Here is a 26,427-nt window from a genome sequence, read left to right as displayed (position 1 = left end):
AATAATTAGTCTAATTTTATAATCATTCTCAATTAAATCCATCTATCACAAGCTTCATGAATCCAGGTGACAGGAATGCTTCAATCAATCCCGCCACAATCACTCCGCCCATGACAACAGCCAAAAAGAAGGTATACTGCATAAGCAGCGGCTTTATTGGCTCCCGTCCCGTCTTAAAGAACTGTCTTCTGATCATTTTGATACAAATAATCACCGCACAGGAAGCAAGCAAGATGGTCGATGGAACGAGAATTATATTCTGAGGCAAAACAGAGACAGCCGCAAGTAAAAAGCCGTGCCAACCTGCCTGATTGACAAGAAACCCGACAGTAAACCCGATAACAATCCCCTTAACGAACAGTAAAATGAGAATAATTGGCAGACCGATAATGGAGATTCCAAGAATCCACATGAGGATAAAATACTTTGCATTCTCCTTCACACTGTAGAAGAACATTTCACCGGAAGCGGATACCTTGCCTTGCTTAAGCTCCCCAAAAAACTGTGACAAATAGTAAAAGAGGTCCTCTTTCTGAATGAGTGACAGGCTGTTCACAATAACTGCTCCAAACACAATCCCCATCATAAATAGCACCGTCACAAAGATAAAGATAGACCGATAATCTTTTAATGTAATGAATACCGCTCTCCGGTAATAGCTCTTCTTCACGTAGACCCAGCTCCCTTTCGCTCGATTACTAGATTCTATGTTTTTAGAAGGCTATGTATTCTAGTAAATTTTAAAAGATAGTAGTCAGAATATATGGTATAATCTGTTTACTTTTACGAATGATGCCGGGTAATGCCGGCACGAGCAGGGGGAGAAAAAAATGAATCCAATCTTAGTGGACATTCCAGAAAGAATAGAAGGAGAGCGAATCTATCTTCGCACATGCAAGCCGGGCGACGGTCCTATGATCTATGAGGCCGTGATGGCATCGCTGGAGGAGCTGAAGCCTTGGATGCCATGGGCAAATATGACACAGGCGGAGGAATTGACAGAAGCCAATGTCCGCGAATCATTTGCCAACTTCATCCTGCGCAAGGACCTCAGGCTCAATATTATGCGAAAAGCAGACGACGCCTTCCTTGGCTCAACAGGCCTGCACCGCATTGACTGGGATACGCGGAAGTTTGAAATAGGCTATTGGGTAGATAGCCGCTATGCAAAGAACGGCTATGTAACAGAAGCTGTCAATCTGCTCACCTGCTTTGCCTTTGATGAACTGAACGCCAATCGGATTGAGATTCGAGTGGATACAAAGAACACGGCATCCCGCCGCATTCCAGAAAATAACGGATTTACCCTTGAAGGAATCCTGCGTCACGACAGCTATGATTCGCCAGGCACCGCCCTTAGGAGCACATGCGTTTATTCCAAGATTCGTTAAATCAATGGGCGCTCCCATAGCGCCCATTCTTTATTTAACCTCGTAGGAAAGCTCCACAAATTGATTGAACGGTCTTACCCGCTTCAGGACAAGAGCCGTTTCTACATCACCTTTTCCAAAAAGCGGCGTCCCCTTTCCAAGTATGACAGGAGCAATGGTCAAGATGAGCTCATCCACAAGATTCTCCTTCAAGAAATCATGCAGCAGCTCTCCGCCTCCCATGAGCCAAATGACTTTTCCCTCCTCACCCTTCAGCTTCTTTACCAGCTGAGCAGGCGGTTCATTCACAAAGTTCACGTATTCGGTATTTGCTTTAGCAGAACGCGTAAACACAAAGCAGTCCTTGCCCTTATAAGGAAATTCTTCCTTCTCATACTTCATGATCCAGTCGTACGTTTTCCTGCCCATGAGAATCGTATCCACAGTATCGTAGAATTCACCGATTCCATTATCCCCTTCACCTTCCACCTGAAAGAGCCATTCTAAAGATTCATTCTCTCCTGTAATATAGCCGTCCAAGCTTGTCGCAATAAATACGGTGCATTTTCGTTTTTCTTTCAATTATGTATCCTCCTTGTCATTATGAACTCATCGGCTCAACCACCCAGAGCTTATATCCATCCGGGTCAGCAATCACTGCTTCCTTTACGCCCCATTCACGAATGATCGGCTCTTGTACAATCCTTCCACCTGCCCCTTTGATAGCCGCTATAGCTGCCTCAGCATCATCCACCTGAAAATCCAATCCGATTCCATAGTCTGCCGGCTCGGGCTCGGCTGTGCTATGCAGCATCAAGCTTACCCTTTCTTTTCCTGTCCCTATCGAGAAATAGGCCATCCCTTCCTCCTCCTGTTCCAGCGCAAGGCCAAGTACATCCCGGTAGAAACGGATAGAACGCTCCAATTCCTTTACATGCACGACAATCATATTCATCTTTTTAATGACAAATTCCTTCAAAGAAATCCCCTCATTTCATTTCTATCATACTCTTATACTGTTCTACCAATATCGGATATTTCCTCCTCTAAACGACATGCAATCTGATCATAGAAAAATGGTATAATAGTCATAAATTTCGAATCATCGTCATCATTTATAAAGGAGGCGAAATCATGAGAATAGAGACGGAAAGACTCATCCTCAAACCCGTTTCTGTCCAAATGAACGAAACGGCTTTGAAGCAAGGGTACAACAGCGGTTCACATATCGACTTATACTTAGGAGAGCTGGAAAAGGACCAAAGCCAGCAGAATTGGGGGCCATGGTTTGTCATGCTGAAAGAAAACGACCAAATCATTGGAGATATTGGATTCAAGGGACGCCCCGCTGAAGACCGTATGGCCGAAATTGGCTATGGCTTTGTTGAAGAACACCGGAATCAAGGTTTTGCGACCGAGTCTGCCCGCGCCTTGATTGATTGGGCATTCAAAACGAATGAAGTTCAATTCCTCGTTGCCGAAACAGCTAATAACAACCTCGCTTCCATTCGGGTACTTGAAAAGCTTGGAATGGAAAGAATCTATGAGGCAAATGGAATGATTTATTGGCAATTGCTGAAAGAGGGTATACATAAAGGCCTCATCATTCAAGATGATCAAGTTGTGGAAAAGGAGCTGTAGTAAGGCTCCTTTTGCCTATTTTAATAGCAGGCTCTGTGCAAGCAAATCTAGTATAATGACCTTAATTGAATGGAGGTTTGTTCAATGTCACGCATTCAATTTTTAGCCTCGTCCAGGCCATTAAATATCCTTGAGGAAATAGCGGAATATAATGATAAAGATTCGTATGATTCAGATATGTATTTTTCCGTGCACGATACAGATGAATACTGGTACGATATTCTGAAGCCCATTATCACCATGCCTTATATATACGAGGCTCATGGTCTGGATCAGCCCTATTTCTTCGTTTATTTAGAAAAATACATGGAGCTAGGCGATGTTTTCGAGCTATATGAGATACCTGTTCAGCATTGGTATGAAGAATCTATCCAGCGTGTTCTTGAAAAACCAGAGCCAATATTAATCAACATTGGCCAATACACCTACCAAAATCAAATTGGAACGTATCAGCTTAACGCTAAAAAATGGGCAGAAGAACTCAGCCATCGAACAATCGTTACGGAATTTGGGGTAACCACTATTGTGAAATATGACTAATGCTAGATCCATAAAAACTGAAAAAGTCAGCAGAATCCGCATGAAAAGGTATGTTCATAAATCTAATCATTGAGATTCATGTTTTCTTTATGCTTACACTGCCTTCTTGATTCTTCTCTTCATCCCAAACAACATGAATTTCAAAGGTTCCATCTTCAAAAAACAAAGGGAATCGCCTTTTGATTGAGGGCTGCATCGGGAGATTGACCGCTTCATCCTTGTGAATCCAAACCGGCTTGCCTTCGCGCGAATCTTTCAGAAGTGTCCCGCTATAGTTCTTCGTTAAATAGTTGAAAATCATGTACCGATCATTTTTTGCTGGATTCACGTACTCATAGATCCCTTTGTATTGGAGATGGCTCACTTCCAGCCCCGTTTCTTCCTTCACCTCTCGAATGGCTGCTTCTGTTAAGCTTTCAGGAAACTCTACTTTCCCACCCGGAGGGATAAACCCTTTAAAATCATCATGCTGCCTGTCGAGCAGCAACACATAGTCTCCCTTTTGAACCATGCAGACCGTCCAGAATTGAACATTTATCTCCAACCCATACATCCCCTTTACATAAAAAAGGTTCAATCCAAAAGAATTGAACCTCCAAAGCATTCGTTATTCATGAATCACTTTACCGTATATACCGCCACCGCCTTTTTGCAAAGCGAGACGGCCTTCCCTTGCCTGCTGAATCAGTCTGGCTATCTTCTCCGGCACGACCTCTGACAGCTCCTCAAAGGCGGCTTCATGGATGACTGCCATTTCTGACCCAAAGCGGGCAATGAGCTTATCCAGCGTTTTCGGCCCAAGTCCCGGCAGGAACTCAAGCGGGATGTGATGAATATAAGGCGGCCGATTTACTGCAGCCTCCTCCCCATCTCGGTCCGAAAGCTCCCGAATCCGCTCAGCCACCCCTTTTGTCACTTGCGTGGAGCCGCAATACGGGCATCTAGCCTGATAGGCTTCAAGCGTTTCCCCGCAATTCTCGCAAACCGTTTCATGGTATTTCCCGAGATAAGGGTTCAATCCGTAGTTAGCAACAATCCTGCGGCCATCTTCCCCGCGAAGCGCCTTTACCCATTCGTCAAAGCTTGGCTTTTCCAAGAGCAGCTGCTGATATTCCCGTGCAAGCTTCGGCAAGGAATGGGCATCACTATTCGTCAAGAAAGGATAGGCATCAAGCTCACTTAAATGGGAGGCCATAGCCGTATCTGCGCTAAGGCCTAATTCAACCGCATCAATAAGTTCAGGACGAAAGATCTCTGTGAGTGATTGATGGACACCTTTACCGAACATGCTTTTATGCGGCGTGAAGATATGAGCCGGGATGAACAGGCCGCCGAGCTCTTTCACCTTCTCCTGCAGGACGGTTCCCCGCTCATAGATTCGCTGCGAGCTGAGCGTAATGTTCTTCACTCTCTCAGAGAACCAGTTCGAGAAAAGCTCCATTTGTGCCAGATTCGAGAAGAAGGCAAGCACATGAACCGGCCCCTTGCAATGTTCATCATTGATTTCAATCTCGCTTCCCGGAATTAATACCGTTCCGTCCTTATAGCGCAGGCCTCCTTCTGGAAGCTCAGCCAATTCCCCTTTTTGAATAAGCAGTCTCAGCTCTTCAATGACCTCCGGAACATGGCAATCAATTACCCCGACCATATCAAGCCCCTTCTTGTTAGCCGCATAATCCAAGATGCTTTCAATCGTTAACGAGCGTGCACCAGTGATTTTAACCGGACGGCCGCTCATCGTTCTCCCCACATGTATGTGAAAATCCCCGTAATAAATGTTCATTACTTCGATAGCGCCTCTTGCAATTGCAAGTATTGAATAGCGTACGCCGTCTTCGCGTCTTGAATTCTCTCTTCCTTAATGAGCTCAAGCGCCTCCTCAAGCGTAACCTCCATCAAGTCTACGAATTCATCTTCATCAAGGCCCTTTGCATTCTCTTTCTTCTTCAAGCCCTTCGCCACATAAATATGTATAATTTCATCCGCAAATCCAGGGGATGTGTACAGGGAAATCAGCTTATCCATGGATTCACACTCATAGCCGGTCTCCTCTTCCATCTCGCGCATCGCACAAGCGAGCGGCTCTTCACCCTCATCTAATTTTCCGGCCGGGATTTCCACAAGCGGTTTTTCCATTGGCTTACGGTATTGCTCTACTAGAACAATTTTATTGTCATCCGTCACCATGATAATCGCCACAGCCCCTGGATGCTTAATTAATTCTCTCGTAGAAGTCTTGCCATTTGGCAAAAGGACCTCATCGACACGGACATCCAAGATGCGTCCCTTGAAGATTGGCTTTGTGCTGACGGTTTTTTCTTCATATTTGTACATACTGATTCTCTCTCCTTTTTGGTCTAACAAGTGCATTTGTTCATATATTCTACCATATAGCATGTCCAAAGGGGTGGGACAATGAGAGTGAAAATTAGTGGAAATCAAATAATTATGAGCGGGAAAGCCTGGGAGGTACGGGCAAAGCTGCGGGAATACAGCCAGAAATATGTCTATGTTCTTGACATGATACGCGATGCTCAACGTATAAAATGACGGATTGCACTCCTTTCGTTACAATAGAAGCAATGACAACGATTGAAGGAGTGATTTCATGAATAAACGGCAATTGGGTCAATCCGGCCTATATGTCTCTGAAATGGGACTTGGCTGCATGTCACTTGGAACAGACGAAAAGAAAGCTGCCTCCATTCTCAGCGAGGCGCTTGATTCAGGCATTAATTATTTCGACACAGCTGACCTGTATGATTTTGGTGTCAACGAGGAAATCGTCGGTAAGGTCTTAAAGCCGCACCGAAATGATATCATCCTCGCGACAAAAGCCGGAAACCGCTGGAACGAGGAAAAAACAAGCTGGAGCTGGGATCCTTCAAAAGCCTATATTAAACAAGCGGTCAAGGACAGCCTCCGCCGGCTGCAAACCGATTATATCGATCTGTACCAGCTTCACGGGGGAACATTAGATGACCCAATCGATGAAACGATTGAAGCATTCGAGGAATTAAAGCAGGAGGGACTCATTCGGGCATACGGCATTTCCTCCATTCGCCCGAATGTCATTCACGAATATGTACAACGTTCCGGCATCGTCTCAAACATGATGCAATACAGCCTTCTTGACAGGCGACCGGAGGAATGGTTCTCACTGCTCGAGGAGCATCATGTCAGCGTGATTGCTAGAGGTCCGCTTGCCAAGGGACTTTTATCCGAGAAAATGCTCGCCAAGGCCTCTTCTAAAGTGCGTGAAGAAGGCTATCTTGATTATTCTTATCAAGAGCTTGAGGAGCTTCTTTCATCCATTAAAGAAACACTGGCAGAGCGCACGATGAACGAGATTGCCTTCCAGTACGTGCTCTCTTCACCAGCGGTCGCAGCCGTCATCCCTGGGGCCAGCAGTCCAGAACAGCTCTGTGAAAATGCGGCCGCCATTAAAAGCAAACCATTGAGCGAGAAAGAAATTGGTCTGCTCCGCTCCCTTACAAAGATGAGCAAATATGAAGCCCATCGCGTCTAATACGCAGAGGCTGGAACATAACTAAATTTGCTGTGTCCAAAACATTAAACCAACTAAAAAAAGCCGAACTATTATGAATCATGCTTAAACAGCACCTATAATAGTTTGGCTTTTTATTGTCCCAGCCTCTTATTTATACATAAAACAGCCAGTCGAAATCCTCCCGATGCAAATCCTGATAGAAATAATCATTTGTCTGCGGATCATACACATATTCCTGCTTCCACTCATCCAAATGATTCATAATCGACCTCATCGCCAGCAGGAATTCATGCGCTTCCTTATTCGTCATGACCGGGTGCATGGAAAAGCGAATCCAGCCGGGTTTTACCGATAAATCTCCTGCCTCCACAGCCTCCATAATCTCATTCGATTGTTCCTTAGAAATATTAAGCAGGCAATGTCCGTATGTCCCTGCACAGGAGCAGCCTCCGCGAACCTGGATACCAAAGCGGTCGTTGAGCAGCTTCACGATTAAATTATAATGGACGCCCGGAACCATGAAAGAAATAATACCTAACCGGTCCTCCTCCTGCCCTTCAAGCACATGGATTCCCTTAATTGCCTTTAAGCCAGGCAGAATGACCTTTATCAATTCCTTCTCCCGAGCGAGCATCTTCTCAACCCCCATCTCTTCCTTGAGTCTAATGCATAATGCGGCTCTGATGCCCTGCAGGATTCCTGGTGTCCCGCCGTCTTCCCTGACCTCAATCTCATCGTAATAGCTATGTTCCCCCCACGGATTCGTCCATTTCACTGTACCCCCGCCAGGATGGTCTGGTATTTGGTTATGATACAAGGATTGATTCAATACCATCACGCCGCTCGTCCCTGGTCCGCCGAGAAACTTATGGGGAGAAAACACAATTGCATCCAGCGCCTCAAGCGGGTCGCCGGGATTCATATCCATCTTTACATATGGAGCGGATGCTGCGAAATCAACCAGACAGATGCCATCATGCTCATGCATGATACGGGCAAGCTGGTGATACGGTGTCATCAAGCCGGTCACGTTCGAGCAAGCGGTGAACGCGCCAATCCTCAGCGGCCGCTCTTTGTAGAACGGAAGCAGCTCTTCTAATGCAGCGGGGTCAATCTCTCCGTTCGCCCCCTGCGGAAGGACAACCACATCACAAACCGTTTCAAGCCATGATGTGTGATTAGAATGGTGCTCCCTATGCGTGATAAACACAACCGGCCGGTCCTCACAAGCCAGCTGTACCTGCGGCATCCATGCCTCTGGAATGCGCAACCCAAGCATCCGCTGCAGCTTATTGATCACAGAGGTCATTCCAAATCCGTCGAAAATAAGTGCATCTGTTTCAGATGCGTTGACATGCTGCTTGATAATCTTTTTCGCATGATGATACGCATTCGTCATAAACGAACCCGTCTCATTAGACTCCGTATGTGTATTCGCCATGAAAGGCGCAAACTCTTCAAGGATCTTCGCTTCAATCGGCCGATATAGACGGCCGCTCGCCGTCCAATCCGCATACATTATCGGCATTTCCCCATAAGGCGATTGAAACGTCTGATTGATGCCGACAATCCCTTTCCTATACACCGAGAAATGCTGTTCCAGCTCACTAAACCATTCTACTGTCTTATTCCCAATTCGGGCCGAGAGCACCATCTTTTTCACCTTCAATCCACAATCAGTCATTGACAGTATATGTGCGGATGGGGAAAATGACATTGTCATGAAAAGGAGGCGTGCAGAAAGGTTTTTGAGCAAAAACTTCGACTAAAACCACGCTCAGCTTGTTTGTTTTGACTCTTGAAGGGTGGAGGAGCTCTCATCTTTGAGCGAATTTATTGCGAATTCTCGGTTTAAGGGCGAACGGCAAAATTTATTGGCGAAAGAAATAGCTTATGGGCGGAATTTCTGCGGTATGGGCGGTTCTTTCTCTATATGGGCGAAAATTTTAACGTATGAGCGATTCCAGTCTCGCATTAAAAACAGTAAAGAGACGAAGAATTCCTTTCCCCGTCTCTTCCTATTGCTCATCCCTTGAACTTCTTCCAGTTCAGGTCGCTTTCATTTAACAGCTCTTCAAAGCTTTTGTTCTTTTCTCTGCGCTTGCGCTCTTCACGCTTCTGTCGCTCCGCCTCTTCCTGGCGTTTCTTTTCAGCCTCTTCCCATTCACCCTTCTTCTGACGCAGTTTCCCTAATACATCATCATTGAGCAGGTCGCCAAGATGAAGGCTCGTATCCTCTTGTTTGGCAGCCGGTTTTCGCTGCGATTGTTTTTTTCTTGCCATAATGCTGTTCTTACTCCTTTTTTCTTACAGTATATCATTCTATGCCTTGTTATTTTATCAGATTGGACCGCACGTTAAAACTCCTTATTCATATAGATAAGGTATGAATAATTAAAGGAGATGAACAGCGGATGGGCAGGGAATTTGATCGATTATTTGATGAGTGGGCACCTACCTATGACGAGACAGTTTCAGGCGTTGACCCTGAGTATGCAGAAGTGTTCATGCATTATGAGGATATCTTGAATGCCGTCAGCTCGAGGTCAAGCGGCCACGTTCTTGAGTATGGTGTGGGCACCGGCAATTTGACTGAAAAGCTATTAAAGAAAGCAGAGCTGATTACGGGTGTGGAGCCTTCTGCTGTGATGCGGAAGATTGCCAGCACTAAATTACCTTCTGTTCCTGTCATAGACGGCGATTTCTTGCATATCCCTCAAACAGACCAGCCAATAGACACCATTGTAAGTACTTATGCCTTTCATCACTTAACAGACGACGAGAAGGAGCAGGCCATCGCCCTTTACTCATCGGTATTGGCACCAGGCGGGAAAATCATCTTCGCCGATACGATGTTCCCATCCAAGGAAGCCCTGCTTAAAACCATTCATAAAGCAGACGCGGTTCATTACGATAGACTGGCCGAGGATTTGCGAACAGAATATTATACGACGATTCCTTTTCTGCAATCTGTGCTGGAAAAGCATCATTTCCGCGCTACCTTCCAGCAGCTCAATCCATTCGTCTGGCTGATGGAAGCGGTCAAACAATCATAAACTGTTCACTTAGATTCCTTTCTTTTCATTCTCATCTTCAGTTTGATTATTTTCTTTCTCTTAAGGAATGATAAACTATTGCTATATAGAAAGAATCGGAGGGATCTCATATGAAGAAAAAGAAAAAGTGGCTCGCTCTTGCGGGAGGAGTCGCTGCTTACATAACCGGGGTTGGTCTCTTCGCCTCCAGCCAAATCATGTACATGAAGAAAAAAGAGATTGATTTCGTTTTAGACCGGGAAGTACAGGCTGGCCGCTATGACCCAGAGACATTCAAAAACATCCCTCAGGAGGAAAAATGGATTCAATCGAAGCATGGCTATCGCCTGCACACCCTCTTCGCCGAACCAAATCCAGGTTCGAAAAAGTGGATGATTTTCGTTCACGGCATCACCGAGAATAAATATAACTCGATTCGCTTCCTTCGCCTATTCACGAAAAGAGGCTTCAATGCCGTGATTTATGACCACCGCCGCCACGGCCAGTCAGAAGGAAAGACGAGCAGCTATGGCTTTTATGAAAAGGATGACCTTCAGTCAGTCATCCAACAGTTAAAGGCAGATAAAGGAGACGATATCCTTATCGGGATTCACGGTGAATCAATGGGTGCCGCCACCCTCCTGCTATATGGAGGAATGAAACCAAAGGGAGCTGATTTCTACATAGCTGATTGCCCGTTCTCCGAATTCTCCGAACAGGTCGCCCATTTAATTAAACGGAATTACCATCTGCCGAAATGGATGATTCTTCCCTTTGGCGATTGGTGGCTGAAACGGCGGGACGGCTATTCCTTAAAGGAAGTGTCTCCGTTAAAGGCAGTCGAAAATATTGACGAGCCTGTCCTATTTATCCACACCTTAGAGGATACCTTTATTCCGCCCACTATGAGTGAGGAGCTTTACGAGCACAAAAAAGGGCCTAAGCAATTAGTCCTTCTCGAGAAGGGCGCCCATGCTCAAGCCTTCAACACCAATCCAGAGGAGTACGAAAAAGCGATAGACTCCTTTTTGGATACATATGTCCCCCGCGCCTAGTGTGCGGGTTTCCTTATTTCCTTTTTTGCCCCTGTAATCGATAAGAACACAATAAAGAAAATCATAAGGGCTATGCCTGCTAATTGCCACACCCGTATGATTGTTCCGAACCAACAGACAGAGATCAACATGGAGGTTAACGGTTCAACGCTTGATAATACACTCGTTTCCACAGCCGAAATATAATGTAAGCTCATTAAAAACAGGACAAACGCAGTTGTACTAAGAAAGACTAACGCAAGCATCATCAAGAGAATCACCGGCTCCTTTAATAGCTGCCATTCATCCGATGTCCAAATACGACCGATGAAGGCTAGAACCGCACCTCCTATAACCATCCCCCAAGCAACGATTTGCAGTACACCCCATTTTGCCATAAGCCGCTTCGGATATAAGGTGTAAAACGCATAGGCAAGCCCGAGCACAACTCCCCATATCAAAGCTGTTTTACTCACTAGCAGCGATGACAGCGACCCATTCGTTAATAGTAAAAACAATCCGAATAGCGTTCCCGCAATCCCAATCACCTGATTTTTTTGAGGCCATGCTTTATAAGCAGCCGATAGATAGACGATAATAAAAATCGGCGCTAAAAATTGCAATAAAGTCGCAACAATAGCGTTACTTTCATCGATTGTACGAACAAAGGAGTAACTGAAAAGAGCCATACCAAGAACAGCAAATAAAAGCAGCTGCAAACGCCACGTTCGTTCCTTCCAGATCGCCAAAACCGATTTCCTTTGAACATGCATTACCGTTAAAATAATTATTCCCGCAGTCATTAATCGAATGGAAAGCATAAATATAACCGTCATTTCGGTATTATGCAGCAGCCATTCCATCATTGGACCCGTCGCTCCCCAAAACACCGAGCCAATGACAATCATCAAAATTCCTTTTAAACGTTCCACCAAAATCATCCTTCACCTATGTACAATCAAACCTATGCTGACAATACTCTCAGCGGAGAATATTATAGCATGATAAAAAAAGACAACCTAGCAGTCTTTTTAATAATTTTGGATGGATGAATGGTGTTTCAAACCAATATATAGCTAAATGCCCTATTCTTTGGTTTCGTGATTACACCCTTATCTATCAGACTATCTGTTATATATGTATAAAGAAAGTGATAATACCAAATGAAATATTCTTCAAAGGTAGTTTTGTTCTCGTACGTCGATAGATTGTGCGCTTCAATAAGCGCCGTTCTTTCCTTTTCCAACACGTGAATTAAATCCTCTGTTAGAATACGAGCCACATTGATCAATAATTTATAATCTTCATTTGTTATAAGAGGGACCATTACATGATCATTCATCAGATGAATTTTTTCCATTCCCTTTGTCATAATTGAATCATTCTCGACTCCGGTTCTTATCCTCTTGATTAATTGACCTTCGTTTGAGATATGCAGCTCACTTTTTATTTCTTCCTCATTCATCGTAATAAAATTCTTCGTACTATACCGGTCATTCCCATACATACATAAAGAAAAGTCACCGAAACCTTTACAATGATTCCCATAGATTCCGAAGGGTTCTTTTACAGCCGATGTTTTTTGCATTAACGAAAAATAATACCTGCTGCCATTTCGGCTTGGACGCTCACTTTGCAAAAAGTATTTCTCTACATAATCAATTTGGATAAAGTCTAGCATAACTCCGCTAATAATAAAGAAAGATAGCTCCTCAAATTGATAGGCGGCCAATGATTCTATTAGGCCTGTCTTTGTCCGAATTTCATCAAGATGATCAACTATTAATTTCTCTATCTTGCTGCCCGCCACTTTGCTGAGTCGATAAAATTCATCGCCTTCTTTTTGGGTAATGCAAGGAAAGGATAATACATATTCTCTCCCCTCTTCCTTAATAAGCCCTTCTCTCACCAGTTCATCTATTCTTAATTCAAACTCTCGCTCACTAATACCTAAATGACTCATTATTTCTTCTTTCTGAATTTGATGATGCAATAAGACAAAGAGTTTATTAAGATAACCGTCAGAAAAATCGACCGATGGAAAATGATTGCCTTTAGAAATGATTTTATTTTCAAAATCACCAGCTGATATAAAGTTATACAATTTACTCACTTTCAGTCCCCTTTAATAAATTCAATCGAACCCGTACACTTCGAAGAATCCGATTATACCGCCTGATAGCCACTCGGAAGACTACTAAAACCTTACAAAACATAAATCAATCCAGCCACACCAAAAGAAACCAGCCCAACCAAACCGGAAATCATCGCTGTCTTTAAGCGGAAATTTCGTTCTTCTTTCGTTTCAACATGAAAATTTGCCCTATATTGCCGTCCATCCGTCCACGCTCCTATCGAAATACCCGAAATGAAGAAACCGATGGCACCAATAATCAAGAACACTGTCAATGGTTTGCCCCCTTACCGCTAATAAAGCCGCAAACATCTAATCTTCCTTGTTTGCGGCTTCCTGAGTATCCTATTCCTCTATCTTATTCATCGAGGTCTTCAATGCCCCCTGCTGGTCAAGATAAATATCCAAGAATGTTCCATCTGTAAATTTCATCACGACCGCCATATCTGTCACTACGATTTCTTCGACCGTGCGCCCTTGTATTTTTTCGGGCGTCACCTGGAACCTATTCATTTCCATGATTACAATCCCTTTCCCTTGAGCTTATCCTCATTTGCGCTAGTATAAATCGGCCACCACCAAAACTTCGCTCCTTGGCAAACGACAAAACGATCAACCCACAATTCAAAGTTAGATTCCAGTGGTCTCGCTTCATCAAATTGGTCGATATGTCCTTTCCAAAAGAGGTAGTTCCCCTCATTTTGTGAAATACATGTTGAATGGATGACGATATTATCTTGATAAATATAGGCGATATCATAACAGCCCTCATATTCATCATAGCCTTGATTGCGTTTAAGAATCTCTTCTAGGCTGTACAAATCTATCTCGCCTCCGTATTCCACATCGTCAAACAAAGAGCATCCATTCGTGATTTTTAAGAATTCTTTATAATCCTTCGGCAGAATAAACTCTGTCTCCTGCTCAAAATGCGCTATTTCTGCATCGGTTGCCGGCGGATTGAATGTGCATGTGGCGTTGTATAAATACCCTTCTTCCGTTTGCATTTGGATGATGTTCCCGTCATCAAATCTCTTCTTTAAAGAATAGATTGTCTGCTTCACCCTATCCCCCGGCTTTTTCATTTACACATTCACCTTCCGCCCAGCATGCTCCTCCATAAACGCCAGGATCCGTCTGAAGACGGCTATCTCGTTTTCTTTCTTCGCAAATCCATGCCCCTCATCCTCCATGACGATGTAGGTAATGTCTCGGCCCTTTTCTTTCAGTGCTTCGACGATTTGGTCGGATTCAGCCTGAACGACACGCGGGTCATTCGCTCCTTGCACAACGAGCATTGGCTTCGTCATTTGGTCAACATAGGTGCTTGGGGAGTATTCTATCAGCTTCTCACGGTCTTTTTCCGGATGTCCTACCCATGCATCCATGACAGGCTTCCAATCTTCAGGGACAGAGCTGATGAAGGAGAATAGATTGGACGGCCCGCATACATCAATGACGGCCTTGAAATAATCAGCATGACGCCCGTGTAAGAGCAAGCTCATATAACCGCCATAGCTTCCACCCATCACGATAAATTCACCTTTCGATCCATAGCCCTGTTCGATGAGCCAATCAAGGCCGGCAATATGATCGAGGCGAGGTCCTGCTCCCCATGCCCGTTCAACCATTTTGGTAAAAGCTAAACCATATCCAGTGGAGCCGCGGAAATTCGGTGCGAAGATGCTATAGCCATTGCTTAAGAAATATTGGAAGATAGCATTAAATGATTTTCGTTCTGCGTGCTGCGGTCCCCCGTGCGGCCACAGGATAATTTCTCCTTTATCATGCTCTTCCTTCGGCTGATAAAATAAAGCCTCTATCTCCAATCCATCAAAGGATGGATAGGTCACGACCTTCGGAGCGATAAAATCCTCCTCTGCCACGCCGGCCATCTTGTTTCGAGTAAGCTGCACCCATTCCCCTTGCTCACGTTTATAAATGTTTCCGAGCTTTGTTGAGCCTCGGCCCAAAAGATAAAGGCTGCCTGACTTAGCGACGACTAGCTTCCCAATCAAATCACATGGAATCTCTATTCTCTCCCATGTGCCATCCTCTAAATGATAGGCATACAGTCTATCCTCCACGCCCTTTTCAGCTACGATATAAAGGATTTGGTTTTCCTTATCATACGTCAGAGTCGTGAATCCCTCTTTTGAGACTTCCTTCACCTTCGTAAATGTCTTTGTCTCTAGATCAAATTTGGCAAGGTACGAGAAATCTGCCTCATAGTCTGTTACGAGATAGACTTCTGTCGGTAAGACAAGCACAGCAAAGCTAACGGTATGTTCTTGATCGGTTGGAGGCGTCAATAAAATCTCTTCATCCCCAACCTTTGCATAGTAAAGAGAATTTGTATTGGTGAAGTGCTTGGAATAAAGGATGGTTGTTTCATCCTCACTCACTTCAGCTATGTATGTAGCACCGCCGCTTCCCTCAAGCACGGTCGTCTCCTCGCCGGTACGGAGGTCTAAACAATAGCTGTTAAGGTAGCTCGGATTTCCTTTCGAGGAGGTATAGTATAGACGCTCCCCATCCTTGGATAATAGCGGATTGAAATTACGGGTGCTTTCCTGATAGACGACTTGCTTTAATGCTCCACCATGCGGCTTAAGCGCATAAAACTGGGTATTCTCATCACCATCCTGATCAAAGCCGGCAATTACGAATCTGCCTTCTTTGTCATACAGCAAACCTTCACTTGGCTGATCATTAAATGTCAGCCGGTACGGAAATGCATTCGGTAAATCCATGCCCCAAAGATTGTATTTCCCGCTGAAGTTTGAACAGAACAAGAGCTGTTTTTCATCTGGACTGACAGCAAAATCGATAATCGATATAGACTGAAGCAATTCTTCTACATCTGGCTTTGGAAATGTGAACATATAATTCCCCCTCATCCTTTTCCTTACATCATATCAAAATCCCCTAAATATTTACTTATATTTTTTAGAATTTTCTAATCTTTTTTGTTACTAGTTAAACCTGGTTAAAAAGGGGCGTTAGATGGACATTCTTTTCCTCCCGCCCATAAACTGACATTATTCTCTCCAACTAAACGTTTAGTTCCGTCGTTTCTTGATGCAATCTACCTCTATACGATGGCTCCTAAGCTCCATAGACAAGTCCTTCTATCCTTGCTAAACTCTTATCAACAATTGGGATTATATGTAAAAATATGTCTCGCTAAATTCATACATCCTGGATATTCCTTCAATCCATTAAAAAACGGAAGGTGATTAGTGTATGAAAAAAGCAAGCCTTATCGTCATCAGCTTAACCCTGCTGTTCCTGTCATCCATCACTCTCCCTCACGCCGCTAATGCCAAGGCTCCCTCCAAGGTTAACGCGCGAATCATGACCTACAATATCCACGCTGGAATCGGCTCAGATGGGCAGTATGACCGCGGCAGAATTGCCAAGGAAATCAAAATCTCGCGTGCTGACATTATTGCTCTGCAGGAGGTTGACGTCCATTGGGGCAGCCGCAGCAATCATGAGAATATGATCAAGGAGCTCGCTGAGGAATTAAACATGTTCTACTTCTTTGCCCCCATCTATGATTTCGACCCTCTAAACACAGGCGAGCCGAGAAGGCAATACGGCGTTGCGATTCTAAGCAAATACCCAATCTTAAAGACTGAAAATCACTCCATCACTAGACTATCAACGCAAGACCCTGACCCGTCTCCCGCACCAGCCCCAGGATTTCTAGAAGTACTGCTTAATGTCAAAGGAGCTAAGCTATCCTTCTATGTCACCCATCTCGATTTCCGCCCTGACCCGTCCGTCCGGCAAATGCAGGTTCGCGATATGCTTGAAGTCATGTCTCATTCAAAGGGTGCTTCGATTCTAGCCGGCGACATGAACGCCGCGCCAGATGCTCCTGAGCTTGCCCCCTTATTTGCCCAATTTCAGGATGCCTGGAATGAAACCCATACTGAGCACGGGTTTACGTTTCCTGCTATAGCCCCTAACATCCGAATTGATTATTTACTTGCAAGTCGGCAAATAACCGTCAAACAGGCAAATGTCCTTTCAACACTTGCCTCTGACCATCTGCCCGTCATCGCTGACATTTCCCTTAAAAAGGGCAAAAAATAAATCAAAAGGAGAGAAAACGCCATGAAGAAAGCGCTTACTTTTCTATTTGCTATCAGCCTCCTATTCTCTTTTACCGTTCCAAGTACGACGGGCTCAGCAGCAAAGCCTGGATGGAAGGACGGAAAGATTGCCAAAGGCTGGATCCAAAGTAAAATGAAACGAATGACGACCGAAGAGAAGGTCGGCCAGCTCTTCATGATTCATGTATATGGACAAACCCCGACAGACCCGGCCTATGAAGAAATGAACCTATCCAATAATCGCGGGGTGAAAAACTTCAAGGAAGCGATTGAAAAATATCATATTGGCGGTGTGATTTATTTTAACTGGACCGATAACATCCTGACACCCTTGAATGCCCGGCAAACCCTTTCCTTGTCTAATGGCATTCAGCGGATTGCCATGAAGCAGAGAATGGAAATCCCCTTGCTCATTTCAACGGACCAAGAGGGCGGTGTGGTGGCACGAGTGACCGAGCCCGCAACCGTCTTCCCAGGGAATATGGCCTTAGGAGCAGCCAGGTCGGTGCCAAATGCATATGACTCCGCCAAAATCATGGGTCTTGAACTGAAGAGCCTAGGCATCAATATGGATCTCGCGCCCACTCTTGATGTGAATGTCAATCCGGAGAATCCGGTCATTGGGGTTCGTTCCTTTGCCGAGAACGCTGACTTAGCCGCAGCACTCGGAGCAGCCCAGGTAACCGGGTATCAAAAATCACATGTTGCCGCAACGGCCAAGCACTTCCCGGGGCATGGGGATACAAATGTGGACTCTCATTACGGTCTCCCAATCATCGACCATGACCTGGAAACCTTGCATAATGTTGACCTTAAACCGTTTAAGGCCGCCATCAAGGCTGGCATTGATGCGATTATGCCCGGTCATATCGTTGTCCCGGCATTAGATGATTCCGGGCTTCCTGCTACACTCTCTAAACCGATTCTGACGGACCTTCTGCGCAAAGAGATGAAATTCAACGGCGTCATCATAACGGATAGTTTAGGCATGTCAGGAGCCAATGTCGTGCCGTCTGACCGGGTCGCTGTGGAGGCCTTTAAAGCCGGTGCAGATATCCTCCTTAACCCGCCAAATGTCCCTGTCGCCTATGAAGCTGTATTAAATGCCGTGAAATCTGGTGAAATCTCAAAGAAACGATTAGAGCAATCTGTATACCGGATTCTAGAATTGAAGTTTAAGAGAGGCCTATTCCATCAACCGACCATGCCAGAGGATGCCATCAACCAGATTGGACTTCCAGAAAATCTGGATAAAGCAGATAAAATCACGGAATCAAGCATTACATTGGTGAAAAATGACCAGTCTGCCCTTCCCCTCAACCAAGAGGAATCCGTCTTTATAACCGGGCCGAGCACGGGGAATCCTTCCATGCTTTCACAAATGCTTGGACAGAAAGGCTTTGATTCACGCGTCTATGAAACGAGCGCAAGCCCAACAGCCTCACAAATTGCTGAAGCTGTCTCCCGCTCACAAAATGCGGACAGCATCATCATCACCGCCTACACAGCCAATACCAACACTGCCCAGCAGCAATTAGTGAAGCAGCTCGAGCAAACGGGCAAAAAAATCATCGTTGCCTCTATGCGAAATCCATATGATATTCTGGCTTTTCCTGAAGTAGATGCGAATATCCTGACTTATGGCTTCCGTCCGGTTTCCGTCAAAGCGCTGGCAAAAGCATTAAGCGGCGAATTATCGCCGAGCGGTAAGCTCCCTGTCACCATTCCGGGCATGTACCCATATGGCCATGGGCTATCCTACTAATCTATGAATGAGGTGAGAATATGAAAAAGCTTTTGTTTCTTCTCTTTGCCTGCCTTTTGATGCTTTCAGGATTGCTCCCTTCCCCTGCGTCTGCTGAAACCGTCCAAGGTGAATTCCGCGCCTTTTGGGTGGATGCCTTTCATGATGGATTTAAAACAGAGGCCCAAGTGGACCAGTTGATTGAGGATGTGGAGGCCGCTAACGCGAATGCGGTCATTGTGCAGGTTCGCCGAAGAGGCGATGCCTATTTCAACAAAGCGCTGGAGCCGAGGACTCAGGATCCTGCCTTACAGCAAGACTTTGATGTTTTGGAGGATTTAATTACGAAAGCACACGCAAGGGGCATTGAGGTTCATGCCTGGTTAGCCACTTTGCCGATTTGGAATTCCCTCACCCCGCCTGCAAGCCCTGATCATGTTTTTAACACCCATGGTCCGTCTGCCGAGGGAGACGACTCCTGGCTGATGACGAATAAGGATGGAGCGATGCGCTCCGGGGCAGATTATGTACTTGACCCAGGCCATCCTGATGCATTGGACTATACGGTGGAACAGTATGTGAATGTCGTGAAGCAATACGACGTTGACGGAATTCACCTCGATTTAGCCCGATATATGGGGACAGATTGGGGATATAACCCAACGAGCATCGAGCGCTATCAGGAGGCATTCCAAACAGACATGATACCGGAACCAACTGACCCTGATTGGGCTGATTGGAGAAGGGAGCAAATTAACTCCCTCGTCAGAAAAGTTTATCTAAAGGCGATTGCCGTAAATCCTCATGTCAAGGTATCCTGCGCCACCATCGCTTGGGGAGCAGGTCCAAGAACACAGGAGGAGTACAATAATACCCGCACCATGACCGAGGTGTTCCAGGACTGGCAGGGCTGGCTTCGGGATGAAATTATTGATATAGCTATACCGATGAACTATGACAGAGAACATATCGAGAGCCAGAGACAATGGTATGATCAATGGATTTCCTTCCAGAAAACCAATCAATTCAACCGGCAGATTGTGGCCGGCCCTGCTGCTTACCTCAATTCAATTGATTCGACACTCGCCCAAACAAGACGCGCCCTCGCACCAGACGCGGAGGGACGCAAGCTTGCCGGGGTGAGCTATTACAGCTATGCGGTCACTGATATGAACAATGAGCCCCGCGGTGCCTTTTTAGATGCTCTTGTGAATGGGACGGAGCAGCAGGCTGCTGTCTTCCCTGAGAAAGCAGCAATCCCTGAAATGAAATGGAAAACAAAGCCGAAAAGCGGCTATTTAATGGGACAAGCAAGGACAATCAAAAAACAGGACCTTTCAGATGCTGTTTTAGAAATAAAGGGAGCAAAAGGATTTAAGAAAACCATTAAGACCGATGGGAACGGCTGGTTCGGCCTCAGCGGCCTAAAGCCTGGGGCCTATGTAATCAAAATCGCTGACAAACAGCATAAATCTCCTGCTTATCCCGTCATCATAAAGGCAGGAAAGGTGCGGAATATGACTGTTATCGGGAAATAAAATAAACGCTGCCGGTATCTATCGGCAGCGTTTATTTCTCTATTATACCCCAATCCTGCATGACATCATCGGATTCAAGTATTGATTTGGGCTTTTCAGCTGGAACGTCCGGGCCCCGTCCGTGTAATCAATGATGAGCAACTCATCCAAGAAAACCTCGTGGTTCGGGTTAATGTAAACCGGATACACATTCGTTTCCCACAGCTTCACACCATCCGGCACCTCACTCTCAACAAACAGATTCCATACACCGCTCATGACGCAGCCGCAGCCTTCCGTTTCATATTTCAGGAGAAAATATCCTTCTCTTCCTTCAAGCTGCTCGTTCACTTTTTCAATTGCACGCTCTGTCCATGTAATTTCCATTCCACGACCTCCTTCTTCCATGCTTATCTTGCCCTATTGACACAAAAAAGCGGCATTCCGTCTGAATACCGCCATGCCCCACAAAAAATGAAAGCGTTTTATCATTAATGCAATTTGGTCGCTCTATGTTTTTCGATTAGGTTCTGTAAGGCTGCAACAGCTTCGTCGCCATTGTATGTGCCTTTATATTTAAAGCCGTGTTCTTCACAATACCGCTGTCCAAGCGCTACAGCATCTTGTTTCGTCATCTCTTTTTTGAGTTCTCCGATGACCATTCCGTATGGTGCTTCATAGATCGTACTATATTTTTCTTTTTCCATTTTATCCTATACCCCTTTTTATTGTGTTATCCCTTGACTAGCCTTCGAGAATCACAGGTAGCGGCATTTTTTCTCTTTATTGCCGATAGTTAACCAGCTTCCTTAAGATAGCATGGTCTTACTATAATTATAGTATACTATTATCGGGGATTTTGTCTAATTATAGGATTTTTTCTGCAGATTCCCCCTTTTTGTTCAAATTTCCATTGCGTGACGTCCATTTCCTTCTCATCCTTCTATTCTATGCCGGATTTCCACTATGCTTACCTTGTTTCGCCAATCAATTGGACATCCGTCAATTCCGCATATGGTACGAAATAGATCTCGCCGCCTTCTCCGGCTATATGCAGCTTCCTCGCCTGGTCATTGCAGAAGTGAATGCACCCTTCCACCGACTCGTACCGGCGGGCATTAGTTTTATAATAGGTGATGCGCACAGCTGTCCCGTATTCCATCGCTTCTGCAATGATTTGATTGATCTCCTCTACCTTCTGTTCATCCAGTTCATTTCTCGTTTCATAGCTGTCCTCCTGGGCCCATTCCCGCAGCAGGGAGACATGCTCAGGCAGCATTAATGATGTCCATTTGATTTTCCCTCGGTCCCGAATCATCTGATGTCCCTCCAAACTTATGCTTTATGTCCGCCGACCAATGTACTTCTCTGCTTAGCCGTGCCTGCCGCGGTATAGGAAACAGCCCGCAGGATGGCATCTGATCCATACTTACGGCGCATGCGATCCATAACAAAGCCAAGCTCTCTCCTGCGCCAGCCATCCTGGTCAAAAAGACTAATCTGCATTTCCTGGTCAGGCGTTACATTTGAGAGCGTAATGGACAGCTTCCGAACCGTCTTGCCGGTATAGAATTTCTCAAACAAGAGGAGGCACATTTCATAAATATCCATCGTAATATTGGTCGGCATCTCCCTCGTGATGGAACGGTGAAAGCCGCCGCCGAATTCATCCTTGCTGTAGTAAACGCCAAGGCTGACCGTCCGCCCGGCCATTCCGCTTTGGCGGGTCCTCCTGGCTACCTCTTCGCACATTTCCAATATCACATGCTTGATCTCTTCCCGTTCTTTATAATCGCGCAATAAGACCTGGCCCTTGCCAAAGCTGACCTGCCCTTCCATGATCGGGGCGCCTATATCAGATAAGTCAATTCCCCAGGCATGATGGTAAAGCTGATTGCCCATAATACCGAATTTCTTCTCCAGAGCAGCGAGGTCGTAGCGGGCAAGCTGTCCGACTGAGAAAATACCCATCGCATTCAACTTGCGCTCAAGCGGCTTGCCGATTCCCCACATTTCGCTCAGCGGGGAGATTGGCCACAGCTTTGTCTGGACGTCCTCATATCCCCAAGCCGCAATGCCCTTCTTCTTCGCCTCAAGGTCGAGGCACAGCTTTGCCATCAGCATGTTCGGGCCGATGCCCACTGCGCATGGCAGCTGAAACTCCCGGTCAATCTCATCCCGGATTTTCTCCGCAATTTCCCAAACATCTCCCCATAGCCGTCCTGTTCCGTTCACCTTCAGGAAGCTTTCATCCACACTATATGTATGGATGGAGTCCTTCGGTACATACCGATTGAACAATCGACTTATTTCCGTCGAGATTCGCAAATAAGTGGACATACTAGGATTGACCAGTTGAATTCGCGGATCATTCGGAATCTCATACAGCCTTGAACCCGTCTTAATGCCAAATTCCTTCTTCATCTTCGGAGAAGAAGCGAGAACGACTGACCCGCTCCGGTCCGTATTGGCGACCACCGCTAAATAACATTCAAGCGGGTCGAGTCCCATCATCACAGCTGAGCAGCTCGCAAAGAAACTTTTCATATCTATACACATCACATAATCATTTGGCAGCTTGCTATAATCCATCCTAAGACCCTCTTTTTCAAAAACAGAATATATGTTCGCATTCATTATACCCATAATCATAAGCGAATATACGTTCGCATTCAATGGTAATTTATTTACAATTTGTTTCAAAAAACTTCAAGCAGGGCAGAAATTGAATTATATTGGTGAAAGAGAATGTTTTGAAAGAGGGATTGATGATGGGGTATATAATGGAATTACGCAAGATTGTCGGCAGCAGGCCGCTTTTAATGGTTGGGACAGCCGTTCTTGTCCTGGATTCAGAGGACCGGCTCCTGCTGCAGCTCCGCCAAGATAATGGCCATTGGGGGCTGTCAGGAGGATCGCTTGAGTTAATGGAATCATTAGAGGACGCAGCAGGCAGGGAATTGCTTGAAGAGACCGGACTAACCGCAGATAATTTAGAGTTCTTCGGACTGTTCTCTGGAGAGGAGTTCCACTATACATACCCGCATGGCGATGAAGTATACAATGTCATTGCCGCCTTTCTTTGCCGAACATATAAGGGGAGACTGAAGCCGCAAACGGAAGAGGTTGCCGCCCTCCGCTTCTTCGCGCTCGATTGTTTGCCGGAGCAAATCAGTCCGCCTGATTTGCCCATCATCAAGCGGTTTATCGAGAAGCAAGAATAGCTTACGGCTCATTTCATTATTTTAATATTATAAAAGGATTAAACTAGAAGGACTGCAAATGTGCAATTGACCTCCTGATTACGCCTCTTTTCGTGCCCTTTTAGCAATTATTTGAAATTTCCGAGGAAGCCTATACAAGCTCATTTTTCTAATCTACTATACTAAGAAAACACAGGAGGACAAAAAGACATTGCAATGAAGAAAACCATCATCATCATCTCCATCATCCTCGCCCTGGTTATCGCCGGGATTATTGTTGCGAGCTTTTATTTCTACAATGTAGCGGTACAGCGTGCGGAGAAGGATTTCTTGAACTCTGACCCGAACCTTGCTGTCTCGACTCCAAAAACCTTGCAGACAGAGGCAAAAAAATGGGCAAAAGCGGTCAGCTTTGAAGAGGTAGAAATCACCTCCTACGATAACCTTACTCTAGCAGGCTATTATTTACCTGCAGAGAAGGAAACGAATCAAACCGTCATTATTGCACACGGCTACTCAGGTCGGGCCACTGGCATGTTTGCCTATGCGAAGTATTACCATGAGGTGCTTGGCTACAATGTGTTAATGCCTGATGCACGCGGGCATGGAAAGAGCGAGGGCGATTATATCGGCTTCGGCTGGCATGAGCGTAAGGATTATGCCCAGTGGATTGACTATGTGATCGAGCGAAACGGGGATAAGAGCGAAATTGCCCTTCACGGCGTTTCCATGGGAAGCGCGACCGTCATGATGACAAGCGGCGAGGAGCTTCCTGAACAAGTAAAGGCAGTAATCGCAGACTGCGGCTACACATCCGCACTCGATATCCTCAGCTACCAAATGGGCGAAATGTACGGACTGCCAAGCTTCCCGCTGATTCAAAGCACCAGTATGCTGACAAAGCTGCGTGCCGGCTATTCCTTTGAGGAGGCCTCCGCGCTTGAACAAATCAAGAAGACATCCCTGCCGATTTTCTTCATCCACGGTGAAGATGACACCTTTGTACCAGTGGAGATGGTTTATGAGCTGTATGAAGCAGCGAATGGAGAAAAGGAGCTTTACATCGTACCCGGCGCTGAGCATGGCAATGCCTATGATGCAAACCCGGAAACCTATGAGAAAAGAGTGACAGAGTTCTTAAATCAATATATGAATTAACCATCAGGCCGTCCTAAAAGGGCGGCTTTTTCTCTTTGTTTCTAATATTATGTTAAAATAGTATTAAAAAAAGAAAGAAGGAGAAGTTATGAAAAAGCTTTACTATTCTGCTGTTACTTATATGGCCCTCGCGCTAATCAGCGGCCTATTCTTCAGGGAATTTACGAAGCTGAACGGCATTTATGAAACGACCGCGCTCGGCAAGGTGCATGGCCATCTTTTTTCCTTAGGTTTTCTATTCTTTTTAGCTGCCCTCTTATTTGAAAAAATAAGTGAGATTACAAAGGATGACCTATTCCAATTCTTCTTCATCACCTATCATATCGGACTAGGTGTCTCCACGGCGGCCATGACCGCAAGAGGCGTTCTTTCTGTTCTTGAGCTGAAGGGAAGTCTCGTTTTGTCATCAGGGCTGAATGCCTCTGTCTCAGGAATTTCAGGTATGGGACATATTATCATGTCCATCGGACTCGTTCTTTTTGTCCTGATCCTAAAGAATCGCCTCTTGAAGCCTGCCGCTTAAAACAAAAACCAGGGATGTTCACATTGGAACGTCCCTGGTTTTTTTATCCATATTCTTCTTGAAGGGTTCATCTTTCATTGGGTCTTAGAGTTGATTGGCACGATTATTTTTCTTCCATTCATCACGAATTTCCTTTAAATATTCATTTTTTTGTTTGAATAACTTTAAGATGGTTATAGCAACGTATAAACTTCCATCAGCTCATCCCTGCTGATGGTTAGTTGAACCAATCGGGCTTTTACGGACAGTTGATCTACCACCCATACTGCTTGATTTGCTTAAGTGCTTTATGCGGGAGTCTTACTGTCCGTTAATGCGGGGTAAATGGCAAAAACAAGTATTCCTAGATTGACCAATAGAGGAATCATTCCTAAAAGAGCTATCGTTTCCATAAGCTAACGCCCCCCGACTATATTCTAAAACTATATTACCATATTCTTCCGAAAATCTCTTGTTATTTTCAAAAATAATAAATCTACGAAAACAGCAAGGCTGACCTATTATTTGCATGCAAAAGCCGCTTCCAGAAAGGAAGCGGCTTCACTTGTTCTTCTCAATTTGTTATTTTCCGAAATAAGGTTATCATCCACCCGATCATTCCAATCAAGAAAATAAGAATCCCATTAGCGATTGTGACAAGTCCTAATATAGCCCCGCCAAAGCCTGCGCCTTCCCCAGTACCGCCAGAACTCCAATCATAGAAATGGAGAAATAATGCACCGCTTGAAAATCCAATCACCGGACCAAGTAGCATAATTATGATCCCTGATACCATAAGATTTACTTTTTTCTTTTTAAACAATACAAAGGAAATGATAGTAAGTGATATTAAAATGAGGATAAAAAGAGCCAGAATTAAATAATCCATGAGATTTTCCCCTTTTCAATATCGA

33 protein-coding genes are annotated in these 26,427 nt (G+C 45.1%); 14 read left to right on the top strand and 19 right to left on the bottom strand.

Features of this window, described 5'->3' with window-relative positions; all coding sequences use genetic code 11:
- Nucleotides 1-28: 28 nt before the first annotated feature.
- Nucleotides 29-670 carry a stage II sporulation protein M gene (gene spoIIM, locus AC622_RS07475; RefSeq protein ID WP_049670500.1) on the bottom strand — a complete coding sequence of 214 codons (642 nt, stop codon included), beginning with the start codon at nucleotides 668-670 and terminating at the stop codon, nucleotides 29-31.
- Nucleotides 671-830: 160 nt separating this feature from the next.
- Between spoIIM and AC622_RS07470 the strand changes: the two genes are divergently transcribed.
- Nucleotides 831-1,391 carry a GNAT family N-acetyltransferase gene (locus AC622_RS07470; protein ID WP_049670499.1) on the top strand — a complete coding sequence of 187 codons (561 nt, stop codon included), beginning with the start codon at nucleotides 831-833 and terminating at the stop codon, nucleotides 1,389-1,391.
- A gap of 30 nt (nucleotides 1,392-1,421) precedes the next feature.
- Here AC622_RS07470 and AC622_RS07465 read toward each other — a convergent pair whose 3' ends face one another.
- Both AC622_RS07465 and AC622_RS07460 read right to left on the bottom strand, forming a co-directional pair.
- On the bottom strand, nucleotides 1,422-1,952 hold the full coding sequence (locus tag AC622_RS07465; protein ID WP_049670498.1) for a dihydrofolate reductase family protein: 531 nt from the start codon (nucleotides 1,950-1,952) through the stop codon (nucleotides 1,422-1,424).
- 19 nt (nucleotides 1,953-1,971) lie between these two features.
- Nucleotides 1,972-2,349, bottom strand: a complete 378-nt coding sequence (locus AC622_RS07460) for a VOC family protein (protein ID WP_049670497.1) — start codon at nucleotides 2,347-2,349, stop codon at nucleotides 1,972-1,974.
- A 155-nt stretch (nucleotides 2,350-2,504) separates the two neighbouring features.
- Between AC622_RS07460 and AC622_RS07455 the strand changes: the two genes are divergently transcribed.
- Together AC622_RS07455 and AC622_RS07450 are read left to right on the top strand one after the other, a co-directional pair.
- Nucleotides 2,505-3,011, top strand: coding sequence for a GNAT family N-acetyltransferase (locus AC622_RS07455; protein ID WP_049670496.1), 507 nt, complete (start codon nucleotides 2,505-2,507; stop codon nucleotides 3,009-3,011).
- An 84-nt stretch (nucleotides 3,012-3,095) separates the two neighbouring features.
- Nucleotides 3,096-3,551, top strand: a complete 456-nt coding sequence (locus AC622_RS07450; protein WP_049670495.1) for a hypothetical protein — start codon at nucleotides 3,096-3,098, stop codon at nucleotides 3,549-3,551.
- Between the two features lie 76 nt (nucleotides 3,552-3,627).
- On the opposite strand, the gene AC622_RS07445 is transcribed toward AC622_RS07450, so the two are convergent.
- The 3 genes from AC622_RS07445 to AC622_RS07435 are packed head-to-tail and all read right to left on the bottom strand — an operon-like array spanning nucleotide 3,628 to nucleotide 5,885.
- On the bottom strand, nucleotides 3,628-4,104 hold the full coding sequence (locus AC622_RS07445; protein ID WP_197089912.1) for an 8-oxo-dGTP diphosphatase: 477 nt from the start codon (nucleotides 4,102-4,104) through the stop codon (nucleotides 3,628-3,630).
- A gap of 54 nt (nucleotides 4,105-4,158) precedes the next feature.
- The gene (locus AC622_RS07440; RefSeq protein WP_049670494.1) at nucleotides 4,159-5,334 is read right to left on the bottom strand and encodes a TIGR00375 family protein; all 1,176 of its coding nucleotides are present in this window, start codon (nucleotides 5,332-5,334) and stop codon (nucleotides 4,159-4,161) included.
- Nucleotides 5,334-5,885: an NUDIX domain-containing protein gene (locus AC622_RS07435; protein ID WP_049670493.1), complete on the bottom strand. Its 552-nt coding sequence runs from the start codon at nucleotides 5,883-5,885 to the stop codon at nucleotides 5,334-5,336. The genes AC622_RS07440 and AC622_RS07435 overlap by 1 nt, the downstream gene beginning before the upstream one ends.
- A gap of 81 nt (nucleotides 5,886-5,966) precedes the next feature.
- Between AC622_RS07435 and mciZ the strand changes: the two genes are divergently transcribed.
- Both mciZ and AC622_RS07430 read left to right on the top strand, forming a co-directional pair.
- Entirely contained in the window at nucleotides 5,967-6,101 is a 135-nt protein-coding gene (gene mciZ / locus AC622_RS20605; RefSeq protein WP_082197061.1) for a Z-ring formation inhibitor MciZ, read from the top strand.
- Nucleotides 6,102-6,159: 58 nt separating this feature from the next.
- Nucleotides 6,160-7,080 carry an aldo/keto reductase gene (locus AC622_RS07430; protein WP_049670492.1) on the top strand — a complete coding sequence of 307 codons (921 nt, stop codon included), beginning with the start codon at nucleotides 6,160-6,162 and terminating at the stop codon, nucleotides 7,078-7,080.
- Nucleotides 7,081-7,213: 133 nt separating this feature from the next.
- Here the strand turns inward: AC622_RS07430 and AC622_RS07425 are convergent, their stop codons facing one another.
- On the bottom strand, nucleotides 7,214-8,716 hold the full coding sequence (locus tag AC622_RS07425; RefSeq protein WP_049670491.1) for an aminotransferase class V-fold PLP-dependent enzyme: 1,503 nt from the start codon (nucleotides 8,714-8,716) through the stop codon (nucleotides 7,214-7,216).
- 169 nt (nucleotides 8,717-8,885) lie between these two features.
- Between AC622_RS07425 and AC622_RS21365 the strand changes: the two genes are divergently transcribed.
- The gene (locus tag AC622_RS21365) at nucleotides 8,886-9,098 is read left to right on the top strand and encodes a hypothetical protein (protein WP_049670490.1); all 213 of its coding nucleotides are present in this window, start codon (nucleotides 8,886-8,888) and stop codon (nucleotides 9,096-9,098) included.
- On the opposite strand, the gene AC622_RS07415 is transcribed toward AC622_RS21365, so the two are convergent.
- A complete protein-coding gene (locus AC622_RS07415; protein WP_049670489.1) occupies nucleotides 9,088-9,345 on the bottom strand; it encodes a YqkE family protein in 258 nt (85 codons plus the stop codon). The two genes, AC622_RS21365 and AC622_RS07415, sit on opposite strands and share 11 nt — an antisense overlap.
- 131 nt (nucleotides 9,346-9,476) lie before the next feature.
- On the opposite strand from AC622_RS07415, the gene AC622_RS07410 reads away from it, so the two are divergent.
- Together AC622_RS07410 and AC622_RS07405 are read left to right on the top strand one after the other, a co-directional pair.
- Entirely contained in the window at nucleotides 9,477-10,118 is a 642-nt protein-coding gene (locus AC622_RS07410) for a class I SAM-dependent methyltransferase (RefSeq protein ID WP_049670488.1), read from the top strand.
- A 110-nt stretch (nucleotides 10,119-10,228) separates the two neighbouring features.
- Nucleotides 10,229-11,152 carry an alpha/beta hydrolase gene (locus AC622_RS07405; protein WP_049670487.1) on the top strand — a complete coding sequence of 308 codons (924 nt, stop codon included), beginning with the start codon at nucleotides 10,229-10,231 and terminating at the stop codon, nucleotides 11,150-11,152.
- Here the strand turns inward: AC622_RS07405 and AC622_RS07400 are convergent.
- From AC622_RS07400 to AC622_RS07380, 6 genes are all read right to left on the bottom strand, one after another.
- On the bottom strand, nucleotides 11,149-12,063 hold the full coding sequence (locus AC622_RS07400; RefSeq protein WP_049670486.1) for a DMT family transporter: 915 nt from the start codon (nucleotides 12,061-12,063) through the stop codon (nucleotides 11,149-11,151). The two genes, AC622_RS07405 and AC622_RS07400, sit on opposite strands and share 4 nt — an antisense overlap.
- Before the next feature lie 128 nt (nucleotides 12,064-12,191).
- Nucleotides 12,192-13,244: a hypothetical protein gene (locus tag AC622_RS07395; protein WP_049670485.1), complete on the bottom strand. Its 1,053-nt coding sequence runs from the start codon at nucleotides 13,242-13,244 to the stop codon at nucleotides 12,192-12,194.
- A gap of 92 nt (nucleotides 13,245-13,336) precedes the next feature.
- The gene (locus AC622_RS07390; RefSeq protein ID WP_231589595.1) at nucleotides 13,337-13,534 is read right to left on the bottom strand and encodes a DUF5316 family protein; all 198 of its coding nucleotides are present in this window, start codon (nucleotides 13,532-13,534) and stop codon (nucleotides 13,337-13,339) included.
- 76 nt (nucleotides 13,535-13,610) lie between these two features.
- Nucleotides 13,611-13,784, bottom strand: a complete 174-nt coding sequence (locus AC622_RS21195) for a hypothetical protein (RefSeq protein ID WP_197089911.1) — start codon at nucleotides 13,782-13,784, stop codon at nucleotides 13,611-13,613.
- Between the two features lie 2 nt (nucleotides 13,785-13,786).
- On the bottom strand, nucleotides 13,787-14,350 hold the full coding sequence (locus AC622_RS07385; protein WP_049670483.1) for an SMI1/KNR4 family protein: 564 nt from the start codon (nucleotides 14,348-14,350) through the stop codon (nucleotides 13,787-13,789).
- Nucleotides 14,351-16,150, bottom strand: a complete 1,800-nt coding sequence (locus AC622_RS07380; RefSeq protein ID WP_049670482.1) for a S9 family peptidase — start codon at nucleotides 16,148-16,150, stop codon at nucleotides 14,351-14,353.
- Nucleotides 16,151-16,511: 361 nt separating this feature from the next.
- On the opposite strand from AC622_RS07380, the gene AC622_RS07375 reads away from it, so the two are divergent.
- Genes AC622_RS07375 through AC622_RS07365 form a run of 3 tightly spaced genes read left to right on the top strand, consistent with a single transcriptional unit; the run spans nucleotide 16,512 to nucleotide 20,671 of the window.
- A complete protein-coding gene (locus AC622_RS07375; protein ID WP_049670481.1) occupies nucleotides 16,512-17,369 on the top strand; it encodes an endonuclease/exonuclease/phosphatase family protein in 858 nt (285 codons plus the stop codon).
- Nucleotides 17,370-17,390: 21 nt separating this feature from the next.
- On the top strand, nucleotides 17,391-19,154 hold the full coding sequence (locus tag AC622_RS07370; protein WP_049670480.1) for a glycoside hydrolase family 3 protein: 1,764 nt from the start codon (nucleotides 17,391-17,393) through the stop codon (nucleotides 19,152-19,154).
- A 20-nt stretch (nucleotides 19,155-19,174) separates the two neighbouring features.
- Nucleotides 19,175-20,671, top strand: a complete 1,497-nt coding sequence (locus tag AC622_RS07365) for a family 10 glycosylhydrolase (RefSeq protein ID WP_049670479.1) — start codon at nucleotides 19,175-19,177, stop codon at nucleotides 20,669-20,671.
- 42 nt (nucleotides 20,672-20,713) lie between these two features.
- Here the strand turns inward: AC622_RS07365 and AC622_RS07360 are convergent, their stop codons facing one another.
- The 4 genes from AC622_RS07360 to AC622_RS07345 form a co-directional block, all read right to left on the bottom strand.
- Nucleotides 20,714-21,037 (bottom strand): iron-sulfur cluster biosynthesis family protein, encoded by a 324-nt coding sequence (locus tag AC622_RS07360; RefSeq protein ID WP_053103729.1) that lies wholly within the window; start codon nucleotides 21,035-21,037, stop codon nucleotides 20,714-20,716.
- Nucleotides 21,038-21,141: 104 nt separating this feature from the next.
- A complete protein-coding gene (locus AC622_RS07355; RefSeq protein WP_049670477.1) occupies nucleotides 21,142-21,357 on the bottom strand; it encodes a hypothetical protein in 216 nt (71 codons plus the stop codon).
- Between the two features lie 263 nt (nucleotides 21,358-21,620).
- Entirely contained in the window at nucleotides 21,621-21,968 is a 348-nt protein-coding gene (locus AC622_RS07350; RefSeq protein ID WP_049670476.1) for a YolD-like family protein, read from the bottom strand.
- A gap of 17 nt (nucleotides 21,969-21,985) precedes the next feature.
- Nucleotides 21,986-23,242, bottom strand: a complete 1,257-nt coding sequence (locus AC622_RS07345; protein WP_049670475.1) for a Y-family DNA polymerase — start codon at nucleotides 23,240-23,242, stop codon at nucleotides 21,986-21,988.
- 179 nt (nucleotides 23,243-23,421) lie between these two features.
- On the opposite strand from AC622_RS07345, the gene AC622_RS07340 reads away from it, so the two are divergent.
- The 3 genes from AC622_RS07340 to AC622_RS07330 all read left to right on the top strand — a co-directional run bounded on the left by AC622_RS07340 (nucleotide 23,422) and on the right by AC622_RS07330 (nucleotide 25,534).
- On the top strand, nucleotides 23,422-23,874 hold the full coding sequence (locus AC622_RS07340; protein WP_049670474.1) for an NUDIX hydrolase: 453 nt from the start codon (nucleotides 23,422-23,424) through the stop codon (nucleotides 23,872-23,874).
- A 195-nt stretch (nucleotides 23,875-24,069) separates the two neighbouring features.
- The gene (locus AC622_RS07335) at nucleotides 24,070-25,011 is read left to right on the top strand and encodes an alpha/beta hydrolase (RefSeq protein WP_049670473.1); all 942 of its coding nucleotides are present in this window, start codon (nucleotides 24,070-24,072) and stop codon (nucleotides 25,009-25,011) included.
- Nucleotides 25,012-25,099: 88 nt separating this feature from the next.
- Nucleotides 25,100-25,534: a DUF2871 family protein gene (locus AC622_RS07330; RefSeq protein WP_049670472.1), complete on the top strand. Its 435-nt coding sequence runs from the start codon at nucleotides 25,100-25,102 to the stop codon at nucleotides 25,532-25,534.
- A 553-nt stretch (nucleotides 25,535-26,087) separates the two neighbouring features.
- Here AC622_RS07330 and AC622_RS07325 read toward each other — a convergent pair.
- The gene (locus AC622_RS07325) at nucleotides 26,088-26,402 is read right to left on the bottom strand and encodes a hypothetical protein (RefSeq protein ID WP_049670471.1); all 315 of its coding nucleotides are present in this window, start codon (nucleotides 26,400-26,402) and stop codon (nucleotides 26,088-26,090) included.
- Between the last annotated feature and the right edge of the window lie 25 nt (nucleotides 26,403-26,427).

The sequence above is a fragment of the Bacillus sp. FJAT-27916 genome (assembly GCF_001183965.1).
Taxonomy (GTDB): Bacteria; Bacillota; Bacilli; order Bacillales; family Pradoshiaceae; genus Pradoshia.
Note: the sequence above shows the minus strand (reverse complement) of the source record. Positions and strands in the feature narration are given on the sequence as shown.

Coding starts and splice junctions, on each gene's coding strand:
- AC622_RS07470 (WP_049670499.1), top strand. CDS start 831: ATGAATCCAATCTTAGTGGACATTCCAGAAAGAATAGAAGGAGAGCGA.
- AC622_RS07455 (WP_049670496.1), top strand. CDS start 2,505: ATGAGAATAGAGACGGAAAGACTCATCCTCAAACCCGTTTCTGTCCAA.
- AC622_RS07450 (WP_049670495.1), top strand. CDS start 3,096: ATGTCACGCATTCAATTTTTAGCCTCGTCCAGGCCATTAAATATCCTT.
- AC622_RS07445 (WP_197089912.1), bottom strand. CDS start 4,104: ATGTATGGGTTGGAGATAAATGTTCAATTCTGGACGGTCTGCATGGTT.
- AC622_RS07440 (WP_049670494.1), bottom strand. CDS start 5,334: ATGAACATTTATTACGGGGATTTTCACATACATGTGGGGAGAACGATG.
- AC622_RS07435 (WP_049670493.1), bottom strand. CDS start 5,885: ATGTACAAATATGAAGAAAAAACCGTCAGCACAAAGCCAATCTTCAAG.
- mciZ (WP_082197061.1), top strand. CDS start 5,967: ATGAGAGTGAAAATTAGTGGAAATCAAATAATTATGAGCGGGAAAGCC.
- AC622_RS07430 (WP_049670492.1), top strand. CDS start 6,160: ATGAATAAACGGCAATTGGGTCAATCCGGCCTATATGTCTCTGAAATG.
- AC622_RS07425 (WP_049670491.1), bottom strand. CDS start 8,716: ATGGTGCTCTCGGCCCGAATTGGGAATAAGACAGTAGAATGGTTTAGT.
- AC622_RS07415 (WP_049670489.1), bottom strand. CDS start 9,345: ATGGCAAGAAAAAAACAATCGCAGCGAAAACCGGCTGCCAAACAAGAG.
- AC622_RS07410 (WP_049670488.1), top strand. CDS start 9,477: ATGGGCAGGGAATTTGATCGATTATTTGATGAGTGGGCACCTACCTAT.
- AC622_RS07405 (WP_049670487.1), top strand. CDS start 10,229: ATGAAGAAAAAGAAAAAGTGGCTCGCTCTTGCGGGAGGAGTCGCTGCT.
- AC622_RS21195 (WP_197089911.1), bottom strand. CDS start 13,784: ATGGAAATGAATAGGTTCCAGGTGACGCCCGAAAAAATACAAGGGCGC.
- AC622_RS07385 (WP_049670483.1), bottom strand. CDS start 14,350: ATGAAAAAGCCGGGGGATAGGGTGAAGCAGACAATCTATTCTTTAAAG.
- AC622_RS07380 (WP_049670482.1), bottom strand. CDS start 16,150: ATGTTCACATTTCCAAAGCCAGATGTAGAAGAATTGCTTCAGTCTATA.
- AC622_RS07375 (WP_049670481.1), top strand. CDS start 16,512: ATGAAAAAAGCAAGCCTTATCGTCATCAGCTTAACCCTGCTGTTCCTG.
- AC622_RS07370 (WP_049670480.1), top strand. CDS start 17,391: ATGAAGAAAGCGCTTACTTTTCTATTTGCTATCAGCCTCCTATTCTCT.
- AC622_RS07365 (WP_049670479.1), top strand. CDS start 19,175: ATGAAAAAGCTTTTGTTTCTTCTCTTTGCCTGCCTTTTGATGCTTTCA.
- AC622_RS07360 (WP_053103729.1), bottom strand. CDS start 21,037: ATGGAAATTACATGGACAGAGCGTGCAATTGAAAAAGTGAACGAGCAG.
- AC622_RS07355 (WP_049670477.1), bottom strand. CDS start 21,357: ATGGAAAAAGAAAAATATAGTACGATCTATGAAGCACCATACGGAATG.
- AC622_RS07350 (WP_049670476.1), bottom strand. CDS start 21,968: ATGATTCGGGACCGAGGGAAAATCAAATGGACATCATTAATGCTGCCT.
- AC622_RS07345 (WP_049670475.1), bottom strand. CDS start 23,242: ATGGATTATAGCAAGCTGCCAAATGATTATGTGATGTGTATAGATATG.
- AC622_RS07340 (WP_049670474.1), top strand. CDS start 23,422: ATGGGGTATATAATGGAATTACGCAAGATTGTCGGCAGCAGGCCGCTT.
- AC622_RS07335 (WP_049670473.1), top strand. CDS start 24,070: ATGAAGAAAACCATCATCATCATCTCCATCATCCTCGCCCTGGTTATC.
- AC622_RS07330 (WP_049670472.1), top strand. CDS start 25,100: ATGAAAAAGCTTTACTATTCTGCTGTTACTTATATGGCCCTCGCGCTA.
- AC622_RS07325 (WP_049670471.1), bottom strand. CDS start 26,402: ATGGATTATTTAATTCTGGCTCTTTTTATCCTCATTTTAATATCACTT.